The sequence below is a fragment of the Novosphingobium kaempferiae genome, assembly GCF_021227995.1.
GTDB classification, from domain to species: domain Bacteria; phylum Pseudomonadota; class Alphaproteobacteria; order Sphingomonadales; family Sphingomonadaceae; genus Novosphingobium; species Novosphingobium kaempferiae.
This window is the reverse complement of sequence record NZ_CP089301.1, coordinates 1,853,434-1,875,725: the sequence shown is the minus strand read 5'-3', so window position 1 is coordinate 1,875,725 and position 22,292 is coordinate 1,853,434. Positions and strand designations below refer to the sequence as shown.

At 63.7% G+C, this 22,292-nt stretch carries 17 protein-coding genes; 9 read left to right on the top strand and 8 right to left on the bottom strand.

Going from position 1 to position 22,292, the window contains the following annotated elements:
• Positions 1–65: 65 nt before the first annotated feature.
• Both LO787_RS08635 and LO787_RS08630 read left to right on the top strand, forming a co-directional pair.
• Positions 66–1,139, top strand: coding sequence for an acyltransferase family protein (locus tag LO787_RS08635; RefSeq protein ID WP_232495440.1), 1,074 nt, complete (start codon positions 66–68; stop codon positions 1,137–1,139).
• Positions 1,136–2,386 carry an O-antigen ligase family protein gene (locus LO787_RS08630; protein WP_232495439.1) on the top strand — a complete coding sequence of 417 codons (1,251 nt, stop codon included), beginning with the start codon at positions 1,136–1,138 and terminating at the stop codon, positions 2,384–2,386. Before LO787_RS08635 ends, LO787_RS08630 begins: the two co-directional genes overlap by 4 nt.
• Here the strand turns inward: LO787_RS08630 and LO787_RS08625 are convergent.
• Positions 2,378–3,721, bottom strand: coding sequence for an MFS transporter (locus LO787_RS08625; protein ID WP_232495438.1), 1,344 nt, complete (start codon positions 3,719–3,721; stop codon positions 2,378–2,380). The genes LO787_RS08630 and LO787_RS08625 overlap by 9 nt on opposite strands.
• A 285-nt stretch (positions 3,722–4,006) precedes the next feature.
• Between LO787_RS08625 and LO787_RS08620 the strand changes: the two genes are divergently transcribed.
• Together LO787_RS08620 and LO787_RS08615 are read left to right on the top strand one after the other, a co-directional pair.
• Complete coding sequence (locus LO787_RS08620; RefSeq protein ID WP_232495437.1) at positions 4,007–5,044, top strand: glycosyltransferase family 2 protein; 1,038 nt, start codon at positions 4,007–4,009, stop codon at positions 5,042–5,044.
• Positions 5,037–6,059 (top strand): glycosyltransferase family 4 protein, encoded by a 1,023-nt coding sequence (locus LO787_RS08615; RefSeq protein ID WP_232495436.1) that lies wholly within the window; start codon positions 5,037–5,039, stop codon positions 6,057–6,059. Before LO787_RS08620 ends, LO787_RS08615 begins: the two co-directional genes overlap by 8 nt.
• 38 nt (positions 6,060–6,097) lie before the next feature.
• Here LO787_RS08615 and LO787_RS08610 read toward each other — a convergent pair whose 3' ends face one another.
• From LO787_RS08610 to LO787_RS08595, 4 genes are read right to left on the bottom strand one after another with little or no spacing between them, the layout of a single operon-like run.
• Positions 6,098–7,543, bottom strand: a complete 1,446-nt coding sequence (locus tag LO787_RS08610; protein ID WP_232495435.1) for a lipopolysaccharide biosynthesis protein — start codon at positions 7,541–7,543, stop codon at positions 6,098–6,100.
• Between the two features lie 23 nt (positions 7,544–7,566).
• Positions 7,567–8,955 carry a glycosyltransferase gene (locus LO787_RS08605; RefSeq protein ID WP_232495434.1) on the bottom strand — a complete coding sequence of 463 codons (1,389 nt, stop codon included), beginning with the start codon at positions 8,953–8,955 and terminating at the stop codon, positions 7,567–7,569.
• Between the two features lie 9 nt (positions 8,956–8,964).
• On the bottom strand, positions 8,965–10,092 hold the full coding sequence (locus tag LO787_RS08600) for an acyltransferase family protein (RefSeq protein WP_232495433.1): 1,128 nt from the start codon (positions 10,090–10,092) through the stop codon (positions 8,965–8,967).
• Positions 10,082–12,232 (bottom strand): GumC family protein, encoded by a 2,151-nt coding sequence (locus LO787_RS08595; protein WP_232495432.1) that lies wholly within the window; start codon positions 12,230–12,232, stop codon positions 10,082–10,084. The genes LO787_RS08600 and LO787_RS08595 overlap by 11 nt, the downstream gene beginning before the upstream one ends.
• Before the next feature lie 213 nt (positions 12,233–12,445).
• Between LO787_RS08595 and LO787_RS08590 the strand changes: the two genes are divergently transcribed.
• The 3 genes from LO787_RS08590 to LO787_RS08580 all read left to right on the top strand — a co-directional run bounded on the left by LO787_RS08590 (position 12,446) and on the right by LO787_RS08580 (position 15,663).
• Positions 12,446–13,570, top strand: a complete 1,125-nt coding sequence (locus tag LO787_RS08590) for a glycosyltransferase family protein (RefSeq protein WP_232495431.1) — start codon at positions 12,446–12,448, stop codon at positions 13,568–13,570.
• Between the two features lie 34 nt (positions 13,571–13,604).
• Positions 13,605–14,654 (top strand): glycosyltransferase family 2 protein, encoded by a 1,050-nt coding sequence (locus LO787_RS08585; RefSeq protein WP_232495430.1) that lies wholly within the window; start codon positions 13,605–13,607, stop codon positions 14,652–14,654.
• A gap of 565 nt (positions 14,655–15,219) precedes the next feature.
• Entirely contained in the window at positions 15,220–15,663 is a 444-nt protein-coding gene (locus tag LO787_RS08580; RefSeq protein WP_232495429.1) for a hypothetical protein, read from the top strand.
• Positions 15,664–16,168: 505 nt separating this feature from the next.
• Here the strand turns inward: LO787_RS08580 and LO787_RS08575 are convergent.
• Positions 16,169–16,969, bottom strand: a complete 801-nt coding sequence (locus LO787_RS08575) for a transcriptional regulator (protein WP_232495428.1) — start codon at positions 16,967–16,969, stop codon at positions 16,169–16,171.
• Entirely contained in the window at positions 16,966–17,463 is a 498-nt protein-coding gene (locus LO787_RS08570; RefSeq protein WP_232495427.1) for an RNA polymerase sigma factor, read from the bottom strand. Before LO787_RS08570 ends, LO787_RS08575 begins: the two co-directional genes overlap by 4 nt.
• An 86-nt stretch (positions 17,464–17,549) precedes the next feature.
• On the opposite strand from LO787_RS08570, the gene LO787_RS08565 reads away from it, so the two are divergent.
• On the top strand, positions 17,550–18,815 hold the full coding sequence (locus tag LO787_RS08565) for a S8 family serine peptidase (protein WP_232495426.1): 1,266 nt from the start codon (positions 17,550–17,552) through the stop codon (positions 18,813–18,815).
• Between the two features lie 124 nt (positions 18,816–18,939).
• Positions 18,940–19,758 carry a hypothetical protein gene (locus tag LO787_RS08560; RefSeq protein WP_232495425.1) on the top strand — a complete coding sequence of 273 codons (819 nt, stop codon included), beginning with the start codon at positions 18,940–18,942 and terminating at the stop codon, positions 19,756–19,758.
• Between the two features lie 224 nt (positions 19,759–19,982).
• On the opposite strand, the gene LO787_RS08555 is transcribed toward LO787_RS08560, so the two are convergent.
• Positions 19,983–22,244 (bottom strand): FdhF/YdeP family oxidoreductase, encoded by a 2,262-nt coding sequence (locus tag LO787_RS08555; RefSeq protein WP_232495424.1) that lies wholly within the window; start codon positions 22,242–22,244, stop codon positions 19,983–19,985.
• Positions 22,245–22,292: the final 48 nt, after the last annotated feature.

Sequence of the window (22,292 nt, the reverse complement as noted above, 5' to 3'; positions counted from 1 at the left end):
GCCGCCGGGGACATGTATCGAAGCCGGGGTACGTTCCTGTACCTCGGCTTCGAGGCGTTCGGTGCATGCTCTTCAACATACAGGCCTTGCGGGCACTGGCGGCATTGCTGGTCGTGGTCGTCCATCTGGAGGCGCTCGGTCGCCCGCTGGGGCTGGGAAAAGGCGTGTTCGATCTCTTCGCGGTCGGCGTGGATCTGTTCTTCGTCATCAGCGGCTTCATCATGATTCACGCGACTTCGGGACGTGCGATCTCTCCGGGGCGTTTCATGCTGGACCGGTTGCTGCGGATTGCGCCGCTCTACTGGACGCTGACATTCTGCCTGTTCGCGGTCGCTCTGATCCGGCCCGCGCTGCTGGGCACGACGCAGGCAGACTGGGGCGCGTTGCTGCGCTCGCTTCTGTTCATCCCCTACGAGCGGGTCGACGGGACGATGCGCCCGATCCTTTTCGTGGGCTGGTCGCTCAATTTCGAGATGGCGTTCTATCTTGTCTTCGCGGTCGGATTGACTGTCAGAGACACCGGTCGCCGCGTGTTGTGCGGTGTAGGAATGCTCGGCTTCGCGGTACTGCTGGGAGCATTGCTGCGACAAGCCATGCGGCCCGAACTCCAATTTCTCACCCAGCCCATCCTGCTGGAATTCGCAGCGGGCATGGTGCTGGGTTGGGTGTATCCACGGTTGCCGGTATCCCGAAGTATGGCCCGGTTCGCCACATTTAGTGGCGTCGTGGCTTTGGTCGTGCTGATCTGGACGGCCCAATGGCCATTTCCCGAGGGATGGCCGGTATCGTTGGTCCCAGCCTGTGCTGTAATGCTCGCCGCGCTCGTGGCGGAGCGGGGCGGGCTATCGATCACATGGCGGCCGGCGCAGATGCTCGGAGCCGCCAGCTATGCGCTGTATCTGACGCATCCCTTCGTGACGCAGGCATGGATACTGGCGGCGAAGCACTCCGGTCTTCTGTTGCCCGCCTTCGCACCGTTCCTGATTGTCGGAGCATTCGCCAGCGCAATTCTCGTTGCGGTCATGACGCACCGCTGGGTCGAACTGTCGCTCGGAAGAAATGCGCGACGATGGGTGGATAGATTGAAGGCTCTCCGAAACCGCGTGCCGATTGGCGGGCAGCCGGAAACGGCCCGATGAACTCGGCCTCCTTGGCGACAAGGCGGCCTGTTCGCATCGTCAACCCGCTGGCGGGGCGCGCCGTTCAGGACGGCGCCTTTGCGGCGCTCATAGTGCTTTCGCGGATACCGGCCAATCTGGGTACGGCAGGTGCCGGCTTCGGGTTGATGCTGATGTGCCTCTACGCCGCCCTGCGCGTCGATCAGTGTCGTAACGTTTTGAAGCGTTGCTCCCCGCAACTTGCCTATCCGGCATTGGCCTTGATCTCGGTTGCATGGGCTATCTATCCGATGGTGACAGGCCGTGCGGCAATACAGATGACGCTGACCGCTTTTGCAGGCCTGCTGCTTTCGCAAGCCGTGCGACCCCGCATCGTCCTGCTCGGGCTGTTCGGGGTATTCGCGGGCTATACCGCCGCTTCGCTGGTTGCCGGTCATTCCCAGCCTGACGGGATCGACGGGATACCGGCACTGGTCGGGCTGGGCGGTGAGGCGAAGAACTACTTTGCCGATAGTGCCGCCACCGCCGCATTGCTTGCCATTGCGGTGGCAGCGCTTTGTCTCGAAAGGCGCGCTTTCGGGCGAGCCGGGTTATGCGCCATCGTCGCGCTGGCCTGCCTCGTCGCTACCGAGCGAGCGCGGTCGGCAGGAGCCGTCGCCTCGCTCGCGGTGGCGGGAGGATTGCTATTCGCGATGCTGCTACTGCGCCGATGCTCGCCAGCGGTGAAAATCGGGTTCACTGTCGCTCTGCTGGCCGCGCTGGCGCTGGGCGCGACATTCTTCGATTCCCTGCTCGCCATGGTGACGGAGATGTCCGACAAGGATGCGGGCCTTACCGGCCGGGGCTACCTATGGTATCGAGCGGAATACATCATCGCCGAGAGACCGTGGCTGGGCACCGGTTACTTCGGCTTCTGGACCCCGGCCAATGCCGACGCGATCGGACTGTGGCGCTATTTCGGCGTGCGGCAGGAAGGCACCGCCTTCTCGTTCCACAACAGCTATATCCAGACCATCGTGGAGACGGGCTACCTCGGCCTCGGCGTTCTCCTCGCGACCTGGCTGTGCGGCATCGCGGCGCTGCTCCGCCGGTTCGTTCTCACGCCCTCGCTGCCGACCTGCTTCTGGCTCTCCTATCTCGTACTCGAGTTGAGCAAATCGCCGGTGGAGCCGATCCGCCCGGCGGCGCTCGTCGCACCGACGATCATGCTCTTTGCCGCCCTGGGCTTTGGATACTTTCCTGTCGGCAGCAGCGAGAAGTCAGGATGAAGCCGCGTTGAGCCTCATCTGGTCTTCACGGTCGATGGCGAGAAGCGACACGCCCTTGCTCTCCACCATGATGAGCGCCGAAATCAGACTGATCGCTCCGGCCGCCGCGACGTAGAACGCGATGGGCAGCCAGTCATCGTACTCGCGAAGCAGCGTGGTGCCGATGAGCGGCGCCCACGAACCTGCGAATATCGCGGTCACCTGATAGCCCAGCGACACGCCCGAGTAGCGCATTCGGGTCGGGAACATCTCCGCCATGATCGCGGGTTGCGGCGCGTACATCAGGGCGTGGACGAACATGCCGAGGAAAATGCCCCCCAGCACGACGACGGTGCTGGCGCTATTGAACATCGGGAAGGCGGCGAAGGGCCAGGCGATGGTCAACGCAGCCCCGAGCATGTAGACCGGCCTGCGTCCGATCCGGTCCGCCATCGCCCCGAACATGGGGATGAGCACAACATGCAGGATGTGGGCGCAGAACAGCAGCGCGAGGATTTCCGTGGTATCGACCCCGATATGGGCGAGGTACGTGATCGAGAACGTGACGACCATGTAATAGAGGATGTTCTCACCGACGCGCAGGCCCATCGCGGTGAACACGCCTCGCGGGTAACGGCGGAAGACTTCGCTAAGGCCATAATCCTCGTGGGCGCGCTCTTCGGCTTCAGCCTTGGCGGCCTCGAAGATCGGTGAATCGGTAACCTGCGTGCGGATGTAGTACCCGATCCCGACGATCACCGCCGACAGCCAGAAACCGATGCGCCAGCCCCACGAAAGGAACTGGCCATCCGTCAACGTGGCCGAAAGGACGAGCAGCACCACTGTCGCCAGCAGGTTGCCGAGCGGCACGCCTGCCTGCGGGAAACTGCCCCAAAAGGCGCGGCTGTGGTTGGGGCTGTGTTCCGCCACCAGCAGCACCGCTCCGCCCCATTCGCCGCCGAGCGCGAACCCCTGGACGAAGCGCAGCAGCACCAGCAGCACCGGTGCCCAGTATCCGATGGCGCCAAAAGTCGGCAGGCATCCCATGAGGAATGTAGAGAAGCCGATGAGCAGCAGGCTGAACTGCAGCAGCGACTTGCGACCGATCCTGTCACCGATATGCCCGAAGACAACGCCGCCGAGCGGGCGGGCGATGAAGCCCACGGCATATGTCGCAAAGGCGGCGATCACGCCGTCAAGATCGTTACCAGTGGCAGGAAAGAACAGCTTGCCGAAAATGAGCGTGGCCGCCGTGCCGTAGAGAAAGAACTCGTACCATTCGACGACCGTGCCTGCCATCGACGCCCCCACGACCTTGCGCAGGTAAGGCAGATCGGCCGTTTCTTCATGCTGCATCGCTTTCACATCCCATTTCCCGCCACATGGTCGAAGCCGCCGGATCGCGTCCGGCGCTTTCGTCCTGGGCAGGGATAATGTTGCAGTGCATTCAAGCCGACTCAAGCGGTTAGAATGGCTAGGGGCGCAACGCAGACCAAACAGTCCACGGGCGATTGCCTGTCGTACCTGCCGCTCCCTGGTTCTGCGTCCGAAATGGATGACTTTGCGGTTCGCTGCCCGCATCCGAAACGCTAGTTCTTTCGGAGTTCAGTAGGGCAACGGCTTGCCCGTGGCGGAGGTGCGATGGCAGCCCCTTTCGTTTCAGTTCTCATGGTAGCCCGCGACGCGGCACTGTTCATTGATGAGGCGATCCTCTCCGTGCGTGCCCAGACGTTCACGGATATCGAGATCGTCGTCGTCGATGATGGCTCTTCGGATGCGACCGCTCAACTGGCGCGTGCCCATGCGGAGGTGGATGAACGGATCCGTGTGCTCGACGGTCCCTGCAAGGGGCTCAGTGCGGTCCGCAATGCAAGCCTGAATGCCGCGCGAGGGCGCTTCGCCGCGATCGTGGATAGCGACGATATTCTGGATCCGCACCATTTGGAACGGCTCGTAGCCGGTCAGTCAAGGGACGGAGCACATATTTGCGCCGCCAACATGGTTGAATTCGAACAGGATCGCGACGTGATCCGTACACACATCTTCGCGCAAGGCCCGACCTGGCAGACGGCGCGCAACATAGGGCCAGCAGAGTTCGTCCGGCGCGGCATGATCGGCGCGCGCGATATCTCGCTTGGTTACCTCAAGCCTTTGTTTGACCTCACGTTTCTCCGGCGTCATGCAATCGTCTACGATGAACGCCTGCGGATAGGGGAGGATTTCGACCTTGTTTTGCGGGCAATGCTTGCTGGCGCGCGTTATCGCTTCATGCCGCAGGCGACGTATTGCTATCGCAAGCATTCGGGCTCCACTTCGCATCGCTTGACGTCCCCGGACCTTCGCGCGCTGCTTGATGCGACTCGGGCCTATAGCGCTCATGACGGGCATCTGGCCGAACAGTTGCGTGCCCGCGTGGAGAACCTTGAAGGCGCGCGGCGACAGGTCGAGGCTCTGGATGCATCGCGGAACGGCAGGCTGATCGAGGCGATACGGCTTGTCGCGCCTCATCGTGACGCGCGCAGGCTTATGCTGTCGAGCCTTACGGAGAGCCTGCTCAAGCGCCTCGGACTATTCGATGCGATACGACGGCAGGGCAGATCGTTCAGCCCGGAGACTGCACTCGTCGATTTACCGTCTGCGGTACTCCGACCCGCGCAAACCGCCATTCCCAATGGCTGATGGAGTAGCGATGCGCCCTTTGATATTCCTGTTTCCCGACGGTCGCCTCGATGTCGGCGGAAATTCCGCGCAAGCGCGCTTCCTGACCATCTGCGGCACGCTGCGTGTTGCAAGCGCGGCATATTATCGCGAGCGCGTCGAAGGCGGACTGCATATCGATGACGTTCTGGCAATGCACCCGATCGGTGCTGCCGGCAGCACGGACGCACCTATATTCGTGATCCATTGGGGCCCGGATATTGCAGCATTGCTGGAAAAGCTGGAGCGTCGTGACGTGATCTATGTGGCCCACAGCACGGGTTGGAGGATGGCCATGCCACCGCGAGTGCCGATCCTGTGCGTCAGCCGTCATTCCATGGCCTATTGGGGACGTCACGCGCCCAATTCCTATATTGCTTACCTTCCGAACATCGTGGAACCGGGTTGGCCGAACTACGGCGGGGAGCGGGACATCGATGTGCTGGTGCAGGTGCGCAAATCCTCACGCTACCTGCTTGACCGGCTCGTTCCCGCGCTGCAGTCACAATGCCGCGTCACCGTACTTGATGGGTGGGTAGATGATCTTTCGGCGTGGTTCCGGCGCTCCAAAGTCTACCTCTACGATTCTCTGGAACATTGGGCAGACGTCGGCGCAACCGAGGGCTTCGGCCTGCCGCCACTTGAAGCGCTCGGGCAGGGGTGCGTGGTATTTTCAAGTCTCAACGACGCTTTGGCGGACTACCTCGATCCGGGCTTCAACTGTCGGAAGATTCGCGTTCATTCCCTGGCATGGGACGTGGCGGCTGTCCTGAAAGCTGTTCAGGAAAGGAGACCCGCTCCTCCGTTGGGGGCATGGTTCCAGAACTATAGTGCGCAAGAAGTGTCTGCACGGCTGCACACGTTGCTGCAGGATATCGAACATTTCTTCACGCTGACCAGACTTGCCGATGCCGATATAGAGGATCTATGGGCAGCTCGTCGGCCTTCTCCCTTTCAACGGGCGCGGCGCGCCGTGCGCGTATTGGCTGGAACCTAGGCGGCAGTTGGAGCGGAATGCTGCATGCGGTCAGGCGTTCAGCTTGATGCGTCAGCGGCGGGTGCTCGTCTCATCTTCAGGTTGACCATTGCGCGTACCTGTTGGACGATTTCGCGATCCTGCCAGATATAAACGACAAAATAGGTCATCGCGCCGGCCGGTAACCACAACGCTACGACCTGCACATCGGGAATTGCCGCCTCGCAGGCGTTGACGCCTGCAAGTACGACACAGGCCATAAGTATGGCGCTTACCAGCGCGGGGCGAATGCTGCGAAGCACATCCTTGAAGCCTACATCGGCGTGCCGATGCAGCAGATAGAAACCATACGGCAGAACCAGATAGCCCCGTGCGACGCCGGTAATCAGCATGGCCTGCCAGCCCAGTCCGTGAACCGCGATTGCGGCAAGGCTTCCCAGACAGATCTGGGTCGTGGTCCACGACAGGACCGTCCGGGATGCGCCCGCAGCGGTGATGGCCGCGAGGATCAGGTTGTTGATTTGCGATGCAACGACAGCGCAGGCAAAAATCCGCAAGGCATCGGCAACCGGCTCCCAACCTTCGCCGAAGACCAGAGCGACGATCTGCGGAGCCAGCGCGAAACTGCCCAGAAAGGCCGGGAACATGATGAACGCCGAAAGACGGCTTAGCCGAAGGTAGGTTGCCCGGATGGCCTGTCGATCATGCGCATTGCGTGCCAGCACCGGCATCGCGATCTGCTGGAATGGCATGTAGGTGACCTGATTGAGGACTTCGACGATCCGGGATCCGGCACGTATGAATGCTACCGCAATCGGTCCGACCAATGCGCCGGAAATAATCTCGGCGATGCGGATATTGAGCTGGTTCAGCGTCCCGGACAAGCCGATATAGCCACCGAACCTGAGCAACTGTTTGCAAGTGCTCCATCGAAAGCGCCACTTGGGCAACCATCGCGTGCTGACCCAGGCACTGGTCGCCAGGGCCAGAGCCGCGGCGATGCGCTGCCCAACAAGCGCCCATACTCCATATCCGGCGAAGGCCAGCGGCAACCCTATTGCCGCTCCCGCCAGCGAAGCGGCGACATTGCGCGACGCGATCGAACGAAACCGCAAATCCCGCGCCAGCCGCGCAGTATGAATGGCGCCGAGCGGCGTGATGACGAAAATGCAGGCCAGAGCCCTGACTATCGACGCAAGTGCCGGCTGTCCGAAGGCGTGCGAGATAACGGGCGCAGCCGCGATAACCGCAAGACAGAAGACCAATCCACACCCAAGATTAGCCCAAAACGCCGTGGCCGCATCTTCCTCGGTAAGGTCGCGGCGCTGTATCACGGCTTCGTTGATGCCTGCATTGCTGACTACCAACAGCAAGTCTATGAAGAGCGCAGCCAGTGCCACCAAACCGAATGCTGGCGCGCCGAGGAGTCTGGCCAGAACCGCAAAGGTCAGGAACGACAAAGCCTGCGTGCCGAGGCTTGAGGCCGTCGACCAGAGCAGGGGCATGGCAAGGCGGGGCGGCGCGCTCATCACTCGGTGATGCCCGGTTCGATGCTGCAGGTGGGCCGACTGCTCTCCAGCCAGGCGATGAATTCGGCGTGGCACGCAGGAGCCGAGAAATGGGTCTTAGCCGCGCAAAGCGCTGCGCGAGCGAGTGCGATGCGCCGATGGTCGTCATCGAGCAGCGTTACGATCGCTTCGGCGAACTGCACTCCGGTGTCGGCGCGTATCACCGCTCCGTCGCATTCGGCTTCGACGCCTTGCAGGGTGACTCCGGTGGCGACGACGGCTTTTCCGTTCGCCATGGCTTCGACCAGCTTGATCTTGAGCCCCGAACCGAATGTCAGAGGGGATATGACGATCGCGGCATCGGTATACAGCGAGGTCAGATCGTCCACTAGACCGAGGAAACCGACGCCTGCCGGCGCTGTTTCGGCAAAGCCCGCGTTCACGGTGCCCGCGATGTCCAGCGTTGCGGATGGAGAATGCGCTTTGACCAGAGGCCATACATCCCGGAAAAACCATTCCAGACCAACGACGTTGGGCGCCGTATTGCTGCCCACAAATAGCAGGCGACCATTCTTGCCCGGCTGCACGTCCGACACCGTATTCACCGCCATTGGGGCGAGGATCGCTGAACTGCCGGGCACATTATCCAGAATGAAATGCGCCTCGCTGGACTGGATGGCGATGACGGCATCCGCCTTGGCCAGCAAGGCGATCTCATCGTCCTTCCCGAGTTTTGCCACGGAGTCCGTCACATCCGGCTGCGCATCGCGCCGATGAAACAGGTCGTGCATAACGATGGCGGATGGCCGATTGACGAAATGCATGAACGCCTCTGCCTGAAATGCATAGTCGGCGATGACGATGTCTGCGTGATCGGCTGCGCGTTGCAGATAGGTGCGATCTTTGTCCTGCCATGCTGCGGCGATGGAGTAGGGGCGTGGGCGGTCGGTCGACCAGACCCCCCTCAAGCCTGCGCGGCGGGCAATGCGACACGCAATGGCCAGCGCAGCGTCGATAAACACGCCGGGATCACGCGAAACGACCCAGCGTCGATAGCGGATCACGCCGCGAATGGCGTGCGTTTCGAAGGCGGCCATTTCCGGCCTCAGGCGCATGAACGGCCAGCGGCCCATGATGTTCGGTGAAGGTTGCAGCAGATGCGGCGTAAAGCCCGCCCGCCGTGCGGCGGTAGCCAGATCCAGCAGATATGCGCTGCTGCCGTTGGTCTTGCCGACGATACGCTGACGGCTCACGAAAAGGACATGCCCCTTCGTTTGCGATCCAGCCCGGATGGCCGGGCTGTCGTCATCGATGCGGGATTTACCCGCAGCATGAGCATCAGGTCGATTTCCGCCTGCTGCGTCACGCAGCGACAGCGGGCACAGAGAATGCGGAGGCGATATGGACACGAGGGCCTCCTAACTGTTGCCCGCAGTACTGCGAGCGCGCTGGAGTCCATGCCGATCGGCAGAGCGGGCGCCACGGAGCCGAGAGGTCAACCAGCGTCTAAGCGCCGGGTCGATCATCGCGAGCGGCCAGGCCACGCCCACCGCAGCACAGGCAGACGCGATCCAGAGGAAATCCGCCCCTGCCGGTATCGAGGCCTCGATCATATGTTTGATAGGCGCATGGACGGCATAGAGCGGATAGGACAGAAGCCCCAGCCCCACCACGCATCCCTTTAAACGTGAAGGGATCGTTGCACTTGTGCCCAGCATCACGAGCAAGGGCGATGCGACCGTCACGAACATCAGATCGTAGGCCATTCGCCACGCACCGAACGGGAAGGGAGAGAGCAGGCCGAGGCAGCCCAGCAGCAGCCAATGCACCGGAATTTTTGGCAGTCGGGCCCGCCAGAGCAGTTTGGAGCGACAAAGCACGATGCCCAGGGCGAAGGAAAAACCGATGCGTGACACGGCGATCGGCCAGTCTTGCAGCACGACGCCGCGGTCCAGGCTGCCTTCGAGCAGAACGGATATGACGACACCCAGATAGCCAACGAGACACAGAAGTATCAGCGCTTTGCCTGGACCCTGCGGGGCAAGCCTGCCCGCCCTGCATCTTGTGGCGAGTGCGTACCAGGCGTTGGCCAGCAACTCGTAGAAGAGCGACCAGGCGGGAGGGTTGAACAGGAAGATCCCCCAGGGCACGAAGATGTTGGGCAGCATCAGGAGGTTCACCGGAAAGGAACTCGCAATTTCGGCAAATCCCGGCGCGCCTTGCAGCCCCATTGCTCGTTGGCAGACTGCCAGGATGAATCCGATGAGCGTCCCCATCATCATGACCGGTTGCAGGCGGATAAAGCGCAAGATCATGAAGTCGCGCAATGTCAGGTCGGATTGCAGGCGCGCTTCATAAGCATGGCAGATTACGAAACCGCTCAATACGAAGAACAAATCTACAGCGAGATACCCGCTTGAAAATACCTGCAATTCGCCGGACGAGTTGAAGTCGCGGAGGTGATAGAACATCACGGCGAATGCGGCCGTTCCGCGTAATGCATCCAGAGCCGGATAGCGATCAAGGGCTGCCCCATCAGTCGACATAGTAGCCCTTGAACTTCTTGTAGTAGCCGAACGCATCGGTCAGTCCTGCGCTGGCGAATTCCTTGATGTCGACCAAGCTGAGCGCCACGCCGCCGATCTTGCTGTCGGCGTGGGCGAGCAGATCCAGAGTGGTGCGCACAGCCTTTTCCGGGGTCTGGCGCCATCGGGCGACGACGAGCGTCTGGTCCGACAGTCCGGTGATGATCCGCGTCTCGGCAACGCCCAGGATCGGGGCGGAATCGATGATGATGATATCGAACCGCTTGCGAAGCGAGGACAGCAGCAGTGCCATATCGGGTTCGGTGATGACGTCAGCCGCCTGCATCTGGCCGAGCGTGGGGAGGATCCGCAGTTCGGTGCGGTCGTCCATCGTCAACGCCAGATCGAGCGGAAGCGTGCGATCCAGCACGCGGAACAGAGCCTCCCGTTCCCGATGTGGAGCAAGGGCATCGGAAGCCGAATGATGGCGCACATCGGCATCGACGAGCACGACCTTGCGATTGGCCATGGCCAGCGTTCGGGCAAGGCACATGGCTGTGGTCGACTTGCCTTCTCGCGGGAGCGCAGAGGTTATGGTGACGACCTGACTCTCACTGCTCGCCGTAAGGCCGAGATATGTGGCAAGGTTGCGCATGCTTTCCGTGAACAGCGACATGGGGCGCATCGTCACGTAGTCCTGCGGCGACACGGCGCCATCCTTCGAGCGCGTCGCCGACGACAGCGTGGGAATTGCACCGGCGTAAGTCGCTCCCAACCCGGATTCGATGTCCGCGCGGCTACTCAACGTATTTTCGAGATACTCCGCGACTGCCGTGGCGAGCGAGGCCAGCACCAGCGCCGCACCGAGGCCGGCAAGAGCACCCAGCACATAGTTGGGGGAGGAGGGCATGCCGGGCACGCGGGCGACCGAGGCGATGGTGGCATCGGCGTTGGGCAGTTCGCCAGCCTGCGCGGTTTCCTTCGCGCGGGTGAGGTAGGCGCTGTAGATCGCACGGCTTGCTTCCGCTCGCCGCTCAAGTTCAAGCCTGCCCACTTGCGCGGAACTGTTCTGTGCAAGCGTGCCCTTGGCCTGAGCGCGGCTCGCGAGCAATGAGCCGAGCCGGGACTCGGCGATTCTCGCATCTCCGCGCAGCCCTGAGACGATACGCGAGAGTTCCGCATTGAGTTGCCGATTCACATCGGCCAGTTCGTCCCGCGCCTCGATCACATCGGGATGCAGCGCCCCGTATCGGGCATCCAGTTGGGCAAGGCGGGCGCTGGTCTGTGCCTCCTGCTGGCGCAGTTGCCGCACGGTTTCCGATGCGAGCGCCGCGCCGATGTCCGCGCCGCCACCGCCTTGAGCGATCTGCATCTGGGCAGCGCCGAGCTTCCCGCGCTGCTCGGCCAGTTGGGCCTGGGCATCGGCGATCTGTCGGTTGAGTTCGGATACCTCCTGCTCGGCCATCGTCGCGCCCTGCGCGCTCATCAGGTTGTTGCGGATCATGTAGTTTTGCAGCGCAGCGTCATCCGCCACCGCCTGCCCGCGCAGCGCCGTAGCCTGGCTTTCGACGTAGCGGGCCGACTGCGAGTTACGCGCCTGCTTCTTCGTCGTGTCGAGTTCGATATAGCGGCGTGCCAGCGCATTGGCGATCCGCGCGGCTTGCTTCGCATTCTTCGACGAGGCCGATATCTCCACGAGATAAGTCACGCCCACGCGCTTGACATGGCTGCGGGCAAGCAAGGTGCTGGCGGCGCGCTGTTCGCGGCGCGACGGACTGCCTGAAGCACCGTCCTGTCGATGCGCATCCGTACCGCCGCCGAACTCGACCGTGCCGGCGATTTTCAGGCCGCGCACGACATCGAGCGTCAGCGCAGGCGAGCGGATGATCTGGACGGCTGTGTCGATCAGATTGTCGTCTGCAGGCGCCACGAAGCCGCGGTCGTTCACTTTCACCGGTTCCGCCTGTCGCGGCTCAAGCAGCAGCGAACTGGTTGCCGTGTAGGTTTTCGGCAAAACTCCCAGAAGTGCCGTTGTCAGCATTAGCACAGCAGCAAAAACCGCAAGAAAAAGCCAGCGTCTGCGAAACATGATCGCGCGAATTCTGGACGATTCCGGCAACAGGCGGGAGGATATTACGGGCGATATTTCGTCCGCATCCATGCTGTGCGTCCTGTTGCTCAATTCATTGCTCCAAATAGGACTGATCCGATGTTGATGTATTGAGCGTGTGGCTCTTAAACACATCGCGAAGTCCATCGAATGAACACTAAGTAGAATGTCGATCGTCCGTCTCGATGGGAACAGAAGTTGCCTCCGTTTGAGACGGAGTTTTGGAGTTTTCGGATGAGATCGGAGCAAACTTGTGCGGTCTCGGTGGCCTATCTGGTCCACAACCTGGACGACGCCGCGGTTCGTCGCCGCGTCGATCTGTTCGCGATGGAGGGGTTGTCGGTGGGACTGGGGGGCTTCCGCAGACGGGCTGCAACGGTTGGCGGACTGACCGTCGAGCACGCGGCTCACCTTATGATGGACCTCGGGCGGACGACGGATGCGCGGCTGTTTCAGCGTGCGATGACCATACTGAGGCACCTACTTTTTCCGCACGCGATAAAGCAGGTGTGCGCAGATGCGTCAGTGATCGTCGCCCGGAACCTCGAAATGCTGATCCTTGCCTGGCGTGTGCGTTCAAGGGGACAGCGGCTGATCTACGAATGTCTCGACATCCATCGCCTCTTGCTGGGGACCGGCGCTGCGTCGCAACTGATGCGGAGGATCGAGCAGCGCCTGCTGGCGCGGACCGACCTCGTCATCGTCAGTTCCCCGGCTTTTGCGCGCGCCTACTTCGACGAGCGGCAGGGCAGGTCCGAAGGGGTGTTGCTGGTTGAGAACAAGGTACCCGAGTGCCTGCCCGATCATGGTGCCGCCATGCGGCCACGGAGGGAGGGTGGGCCTTTGGTGATCGGTTGGTTCGGGATGCTGCGATGTCGCAAGACGCTGACGCAACTTGGCTCGCTGGCGCGGCAATCCCGTGGCGCCATGGAAATCGTGATCGCGGGCATACCCAGCGAGGCGGAGTTTCCGCAATTCGAAAGCCTTGTGTCGGGCATGCCCGGAGTGCGTTACCTCGGTGCTTACCAGTCGCAGGATCTGCCGAAGCTTTATGCGGCCGTCGATTTCGTCTGGGCGGTCGACTACTTCGAGGAAGGGCTGAATTCCGACTGGCTCCTGCCGAACCGGCTGTATGAAGGGCTTGCGCATGGCGCGGTGCCGATTGCGCTGCGCAGGGTGGAGACGGGGCGCTGGCTGCGCCGGTGGGGCGTCGGCATCCTGGTGGACGATCCGGTGGCGGAACTCCCTGTATTGCTTGGTTCCCTGACCGTCGATGATCGGACGCGAATGCGCGCTGCGATAGCGGCGCTGCCTCACGAGGCCTTGTACCAGACCCCGGGTGAGCGGGGCGCGATTGCCCGGGCTGTGGTGGGGATGGCCGATGAGTAATGGGACGAGAGAGGGGCGCTGCGGCAATGTGGGGGTGCTCATCGTCGTGCCGTGCCTCAATGAAGAGGTGCACCTGCCATCGCTGCTGGATCGTCTTCTGGATGAAGCGCAGGGCGCTACGATCGTCGTGGCGGATGGGGGCAGCCGAGACCGGAGCCGGGCGATCGTGGCTGCATTGGCCAAGAGGCATCGCAATCTATTCCTGCTGGATAATCCGAAACGGATCCAAAGCGCGGCCGTGAACCTTGCCGTTCGTCGGCATGGGATGGGTCATCGCTGGCTGGTTCGGATCGACGCCCACGCGACTTATCCCGTGCGCTACGTCGAGCGACTGTGCCGATCCGCGGCGCGGACCGGTGCGACATCGGTCGTTGTGCCGATGGTCACGCAGGGCAACGCATGTTTCCAGAAGGCCGCGGCGGCGGCGCAGAATTCGGTGCTGGGCACGGGGGGAGCGGCACATCGCCGCCTCGGCCGTGGGGCCTGGGTAGACCATGGGCATCACGCACTTTTCGATCTGGAACTGTTCATGCGGGTCGGTGGCTACGACGAGAATTTCGCGGCCAACGAGGATGCCGAACTCGACCGGCGTCTGCTCGCGGCGGGCGGGAGGATCTGGCTGGAGCCGAAGACTGCCATCACCTATCATCCGCGCCGTACGCCGGGTGCGCTGTTTCGGCAGTATCGGAATTACGGGAAGGGGCGTGCGCGTAACCTCAGACGTCACCCAGCGCCCGTGAAGCTGCGGCAGATGCTGCCGCTGGGCGTGATCCCCGCGATCTTAACGGCGTGCATCGGGTCTGCCATCGTGCCCTTGGAGCCTTCGGCCTCGTTGCTTGCTGTGCCGATGGCGTGCTGGCTGTTCGGCTCGCTGGTGGCGGGTTTGATGCTCGGGTGGCGTGCGCGTTGCTGGTGCGCGGCCGGGGCGGGTCTCGCGGCCATGACCATGCATGCCGGGTGGTCGCTGGGGTTCATCATGGAAGCGCTGGACCGGCGCGGTATGCCTGAACCGCCGGTGCCGCTGAGGTTCGAGCCTGTGGAGAGTACCATGGCCCGATCTGAGCCTGCATTCGCCGTGGCTTGAGGTGCATTGACCAAGGGGCTAGGGCCGTTGTCCCATGCCGTCCTCCTTGACTTGGATTCTGGACGGTTGCTGCCGCCAGCTTTCAGGCGAACCTGCTATTCCAGTTCCGCCCCCAACTGCGGTTGCGCAGTATCGTCCCTTTGCAGGCGACGCAGATGATGTCAGCTCGCAATGATGGAAAGTCGACTGACCGGGATCATGGCAACGCTTTGTTTTTCTTCGCGCTGCTGAGCCTGTTCAAAGCCTTGGCTTTCTCGCCGATGGGTCTGCGGCTGCTGCTTCCCGGGCCTCATCCCGTTACATGGATATATCCCGCATTTCTTTTTGTTCCGCCTGTCGTTCTCGGCGTCGGAGCGCTCATCGACACAAGGTTTTTGCGGGTTACGTTATGGACTCTCGCAGCAACGCTGAGCGTCATGGCATTGCTTATCTTCGCATTTCGCTGCGACCTTCGTTGGCCGTTGAGGCTAGGTTCGTTTCCGCACCCAATTCGGATGCAACAGATCAACTCGGCATTCCCGGCAAGCGGTCGTGTCTGCTTTTGCGCGGAGTTGGCGCCGCCCTCATGGCGGACATCGGCGAAACGGCGTATCCAGCAGTAATGCTGCCGAACTTGCTCAGGTCTCTGCCATATCTGGTCCATACGAACAGAGAGCTTGGCTTGATGCTCGCCGGTGAAAAACCGCTGGCATCGTTCGTCGATGGCAAGGGCCGCTTCCCTGAGGTGGTGGTCCGCTATCTCAGGCTGTTTGACCGTCACGTCGCAAATGGCCGCATCCTGCGCAGGGATCATTACTCCGATGCCTTCGGGGTAACGCCTTACGTGAAGCACCGGATTCTATTTGCATTACCGGGCGAGGAGTGGCGCATGCAGGCCATGATCGATCTCCATGAGGGACATGCCGCGTGGTCGCCTGAACTCGAACGTCGAGAACGTGGACTTCTCGGCTATGCGGACTGGATGAACGATTACTGGGTGCAACTCGTCTACGTACATCGCGATGCCTGACAGGCATCTTCAAACCACGTTCGCGACAGACAATGCGCTGCCACGAAGCGGATTATCGAGGTTAGGGACGATTATCCGGTAGGCCTTCCACACAACGCCCCTTAGCGTCGTGGCATCCCAATTCCGTCGCCACTTCCTTCCGCAACTCATCGAGAGCGCCGCACGGTGCTCCCATCTCGGCCTCCAGATAGATGTCCGGTTGAGGATTCAAATTCCTGGAAGCTTGCAAAAGCCTTATTAACGATGGCTTTGAAACGGTTCTTCCGTTCCAGAAAACGCGCCCATCCCGGTCCAGATTCACGTTATTTCTGATCGTTTCCAGACCTATACCGGGATGCGGCCGCCGCCAATTTTCGCCCGGTGCAGAGCAAGTGCGAGGCTCGCCATTCGCACACCCCGACAGGCAGACCGCAATGGTCAATAATGGCAGGGCGCGAGTTTTGACCTGCCCAACTTTGCACCGATAGCGCCCGCGTCCCACGCCTTTGCTCCGTGCTGCGTCCCCCTACTTCACCCAACCCAGTGCCCGCGCCGCGCGTTCCTGCTGGGCGTCGAGCGGCTCGCCCGAGGCCATGGCCTGTGCAGCGGCCATGAGGTCGCCCTGCGTGGAGCCGGCCTGCCGGTATTCGCCGGACTCGCGCTGGCCGGTGGCCTGCACGCGCTCCAGCGTCCAGCCGTCGTTGCCCTTGCAGGCGATGCCGGAAGTCGCACGCGCCTCGTAGACGCGGCAGTAGTCGCCGCCGTCGCGGCGGAAGCTGGTGAGCACGCGCAAGTCGCCGGGGGTATCGTCGGCGGCAAGCCGGCCTTCGAGGCCGCGCGCCAGCGAGCCGGTGGCGACCAGCGCGCCGTCCTGTGTGGTGCGCGCGCCTTCGCGCGGCATCTGCGTGCCGACGACGAGGCCAAGGACGAGCGAGGCGGCGATGGCCGCGCCTGCGCCCCAGCGCGGCGACAGGCGCAGCGGCGGCGTGGCGGCTTTCGCTGCGGCCTCGCGGCGCGCGCGGGCGGCGGCGAAATCGAGGATGCGCGCGGGTTCCTGCGGAGCCGGAGGGCTGGCAGGCGTATCGATCATCTCGCGCTCGGCGTCGTCGGCGGCGGCAGCGGCGATCATCAGCGTCAGGCTTTCGGGCACCGGCTCCGTCATCACGGGATCGAAATGCCCGCCGAGCATCGCGCGCAGGCGCTTTTCCGCGTCGAGCCGCGCTGCCAGAGCCGGATCGGCGGCGATGGCGGCGGCGACGCGCTCGGCCTCGGCCCCCGTCAGTTCGCCGTCGGCATAGGCGGTCAGGTCTTCGTCGGTGACGCTCATGCGATTTCTCCCAGTTCGCGCAGCAGCGCCTCGCGGCCCCGACCGAGGCGCGAGGTCAGCGTGCCCTGCGGCACGCCGATGATCTCGGCGGCTTCCTTGTAGGCGAAGCCCTCCACCAGAACGAGCATCACCGCCTCGCGCTGGTCTTCGGGCAGGCGGGCAAGCGCACGGCCGACATTGCCGAGTTCCACGAGGTTCTCGGCATCGCGGTCGCCAGGCGCGCCCACGTTCATCCCCTCATCCGCATGGGTGAAGGTCTGCGAACGCCGCGTCCTTGCCCGTACTTCGTCGATCCACTGGTTGCGCATGATCCTGTAAACCCAAGCGTCGAGCCGCGTGCCGTCCTGCCACGACTGGCGGGACTTGAGCGCACGCTCGACCGTCTGCTGGCACAAGTCGTCGGCGTCGGCCGCATCATGCGTCAGGCCACGCGCGAACCGCCGCAGGCGCGGCAGCAGGGCGGTCAGCTCTTCGCAGAAACGGTCCTGGCTCATGAATCGTCTTGTCCGCTGGATGAAACGGACCGACTGCCGCGTTTCATCCATGAGCGCCACGAATTTTTTGCTATCGGATCATCGCAATGAGACACCGCACCCTGATCATCATGGCCCCTGTCATCATCGGGCTGGCGACGCTGCTATCGGTCGCCCCGTCGCAGGCGCAGCTGGGTGGCGGGCTGGGCGGCGGACTGCCGGTCGATGTGCCGGGTGCGATCGGGCGGGTGCGCGATACCTTGCGCGACGTGACTGCGCCGGTGGTGGAGCCGGTCGGCGATCTGGTGCGCGACGTGCGCTCGCTCGCGCGGGAACGGGTGGAGCGGCTGACCCGCGTGGTCGCCGATCATGGCGACCGGGTGGAGTGGGACGACGAACGCCAGCCAGCCGTGCGGGGTGAAGTGCTGCTGCTCGATCCCGATCCGGCAGCGCTGGAGACGGCGCGGCGGCAGGGCTATGCGGTTCTGGAACAGGGCGCGCTGGAGGGGCTGGACGTTTCCTACGCGCGGCTGGGCGCGCCCGCCGACATGCCGCTGGGCCGGGCAGTGAAGGACTTGCGCAAGGCGCTGCCGGGGCGCGAGATCACGGCGGACCAGCTGCACTTTCCTTCGGGGAAGGTGGGGCGTCCGGTGGATACGAGACCGTCGTCCTCGGCCCTCCCGCGCGGCGGTACCGTGGGCGTGATCGACGGCGGCATCTCGGGGTCTGAGCGTCTTGCGGGTCAGCGCGGCTTCGCGGCGGGCGCGCCAAAGGCGAGCGACCATGCCAGCGCCATCGCCTCGCTGCTGACGGGGGCGGGCACCGCGAAGATCTATGGCGCGGACGTCTATGGCGGCGATCCGGCGGGCGGCAATGCGCTGGCCATCGCCAAGGCGCTGGGCTGGATGCAGGGGCAGGGAGTGCCGGTCGTCTCGATCAGCCTGGTCGGCCCTGCGAACCCGCTGCTGGCGCGCGCGGTCGCTTCGGCGCAGGGCAAGGGCATGGTGATCGTCGCCGCCGTGGGCAACGACGGGGCGGCGGCTCCGGCGGCCTATCCCGCATCCTATCCCGGCGTCGTCGCCGTGACCGGCGTGGACGGCGCGGGGCGTCCGCTGATCGAGGCGGGGCGGGCGACGCATCTGGATTACGCCGCGCCGGGGGCGGACATGTCGGCGCTGGTGCCCGGCAAGGGGAGGGTTTCGCTACGGGGCACGTCTTATGCGGCGCCGCTGGCGGCTTCGCGGATTGCTGCGCGCAGGGCCACGCTCGGTTCGGTGGCGGATGCTGTGAAAGCCACGGATTCCGAGGCGATCCGGGGGGCGAAGCGTACCGGGCGCGGCGTGCTCTGCAATGTGTGCCGCTCGGGCGTCTGAAAGAATTTTCAAAAAATTTCAGTCCAGCACGGATGAAAGCGAAATCGACATCCGTTCCTTCCACCAGACACCCCTGACGCTGGATCACACCGGCGGGGCCACTTTGAAGGAAGGAGCAACAACCATGAACAAGCTCACTCTCACGACCGCGATCGCCACTCTCGCCCTCAGCGCCGCACCCGGCGTCGCCAATGCGCAGCTGCTCGGCGGCGGTGGACTGGGCGGCGGCGGCATGCTGGGCGGTGGCCTCGGTGGCGGCCTCGGCGGTTCGCTGGGCGGCACCATTGGCGGCGTCGGCAGCTCGATCGGCGGCGCGGCGGACGGCGCGGGCGACATCAGCGCCTCGCGCGCCGGTCGCACCGTTTCCTCGCGGGCCGAGGGCCGTGGCAATGGCCGCGCCAGCAAGTCGGTGAAGGCCCCGGCGGTCTCCGCGCCGGATACCTCGGCGGTCGGCGGCGCGCTCGGCAACGCACGTTCGCAGGCCAGCGGGCTGGTCGACTCCGCCCGTTCGACCGCCAGCAGCGGCTCTGCCAGCGGCGCCGGATCGGCCTCCGGCGGCCTGACAGGTTCGCTGACCGGCTCGGGCGCCGAGGGTTCGGCTTCCGGTGCGGGCAATCTTGCCGGGGCGGGCACGCTGCCTGACGCGTCGGGCCTGACCTCGCAGGTCGCCGGAACCGCCACCGGCACCGCACAGGCTGCCCGCTCGGCAGCGAGCGAGAAGGTGCAGGCGGCGAAGGATACCGCGAGCGGCCTGTCGGGCAGCTCGGTCTCCGGATCGGGCAACGGTTCGGCCAACGCGACCGCCGGCAAGCGCAGCGCCACCGTGACCGGATCGGGCAGCGGCTCGGCCTCGAAGAGCGGCGCGAACGGTTCGGTCAGCCTCGGCGCGAGCACCAGCTCCAGCTCCAGCGCAGGTTCCAGCACCGGCGGCAACGAGCAGTAACTTCAGCCCCCCGGAAGCCTTCATCAGAAAGGTGCCCGAAACACCGCCGCGTCAAATCCACCCCCCACCGATACGCGGCGGCCAAATCGCCCCCGGGAGAGTCCACTCGCTCCCGGGGGCGTTCTCATGCGTGGCCAATGACGCGCCGGTGCAGGCTTGGCGCCTGTCTGTGCAGGTCAGGCTCGGTTAGGTGCAGTTCAGTACACCACCGGGCAACGGCCGTTTCAGGCCGCTGCGGCGATCGTCACGGCAATGGATTTGTAGGACGGCGTGCCGCTCTCCGGATCGAAATCGTCCAATGGAACCAGACAGTTGGCCTCCGGGTAATAGGCAGCGAGGGAGCCTCGGGCGATGGCGTGGCGCACCACGGTGAAGCCCTCCAGCTTGCGGCCCGCGTTAGAGGTGACGGTCACCTTGTCGCCCTCCGAAATGCCCAGCATCGCCATGTCCACCTCGTTGGCGAAGATCACGTCGCGCCGACCGGTGACGCCGCGATAACGGTCGTCGAGGCTGTAGATCGTGGTGTTGTACTGGTCATGGCTGCGGATCGTGGTGAGCAGCAGCGGCGTGTGTTCCACCTCCTCGACATGCGGGTGCGCGATGAACTGCGCCTTGCCGCTCGGCGTGTGCCAGGTGCGGGTGCTGGGGCCGATGGTGAGGCGGAAACCGCCGGGTTCGCGCACGCGGACGTTGAAATCGCGGAAGTCGGGATAGACCGCCTCGATCTTGTCGCGGATGCGGTCGTAGTCCGCGACGAGGGCGTCCCAGTCGACCTTCGTGTGTGGCATCGAGGCCTTGGCGAGTGCCGCGACGATGGCGGGTTCCGAGCGCACATGCGGCCCCGGCGCCTTGAGCTTCCCGCGCGAGGCATGGACCATCGACATGCTGTCCTCCACCGTCACCCACTGCGGCCCGGCCTCCTGCATGTCGAGTTCGGTGCGGCCAAGGCACGGAAGAACAAGCGTTTCCTTGGCGTGTAGCAGGCAGGTACGATTGAACTTGGTGACGATGCTGACCGACAGGTCGAGCTTGCGCACCGCGTCGAAACAGGCCTCGGGATCGGGCATCGCCACGGCAAGATTGCCGCCGAGGCCTATCAGCGCCTTGGAATGGCCGTCCCGCATCGCGGCCAGCGCTTCCACCGCGTTATGGCCGTGGTGACGGGGCGAGGCGATGCCGAACGCGGCGTCGAGCCGCTCCAGCATGTCCTCGGTGGGGATCTCGGTGATGCCGACGGTGCGGTCGCCCTGCACGTTGCTGTGGCCGCGCAGGGGGCAGATGCCCGCGCCCGGCTTGCCGAAGTTTCCACGCAGAAGCAGCAGGTTGGCGATGGCCTGAACGTTCTGTGTGCCGTGCTTGTGCTGGGTGATGCCCATACCGTAGCAAACGATCACCCGCTCCGCGTGGGCGTAGACTTCCGCCATGCTCTCGATGGCTTCGCGGGTCAGGCGGGATTCCGCCTCGATCCAGTTCCACGAGGTCGCCTCGATATCGGCGCGCAGCGCGTCGATGCCTTCGGTATGTTCGGCGATGAAGGCGTGGTCGAGCACGCCGCCACGCTCGTCCTCCATGCGAAACAGCGCCTTCATCATGCCCTTGAGCATCGCGATGTCGCCGCCGATCCGGACCATGTGGTACGCCGACGCAAGCGGCGTGGAATAGGTCGAGAGCATCTCGGTTGGATGCTGGGGCGACTTGAAACGCTCCAGCCCGCGCTCACGCATCGGGTTGGCGACGATGATCGGAACGCCGCGCTTGGACACTTCCGCCAGCGTACCGAGCATTCGCGGGTGGTTGGTGCCCGGATTGTGGCCGATGCAGAACACCGCGTCGGCGAGGTCGAAATCCTCAAGCAGCACCGTCCCCTTGCCGACGCCGATGGACTTGGGCAGGCCCACACTGGTCGCTTCGTGGCACATGTTCGAGCAGTCGGGGAAGTTGTTGGTCCCGAATTCGCGCGCGAAGAGCTGATAGAGGAACGCGGACTCGTTGGATGCGCGGCCCGAGCAGTAGAACTCGGCCTGATCGGCGTGGGTTAGCGATTGCATGACCTTGCCCGCGCGCGCGAACGCCTCGTCCCAGGTAATCGGGACGTAGTGGTCTGTTTCGGGATCGTAGCACAGCGGCTCGGTCAGGCGACCGGCGTTTTCGAGTTCATGGTCATTCCAGGACCACAGCTCCGTCGCGGAATGACGGGCGAAGAAGTCGGGATCGACCCGCTTGACGGTCGCTTCCCAGGTTACGGCCTTGGCGCCGTTCTCGCAGAATTCGAAGGAGGACGTGTGCTTGGGATCGGGCCATGCGCAGCCGGGGCAGTCGAAGCCATCGGGCTGGTTCATCTGCAGCAGTGCGCGCGTGTCCAGGCTGACTTTCATCTGCTCACGGATCGTGCGCGCGACGGCTCCCAGCGCTCCCCATCCTCCAGCCGGTCCCTTGTAGTCGCTGATGCCTTCAGGGCGAGCTTGAGATTCGCGGGTTTCGGTCATGGGTGCTCACTCGTATCCAGATCGTCGTTACCGGATGACGCCCGACAA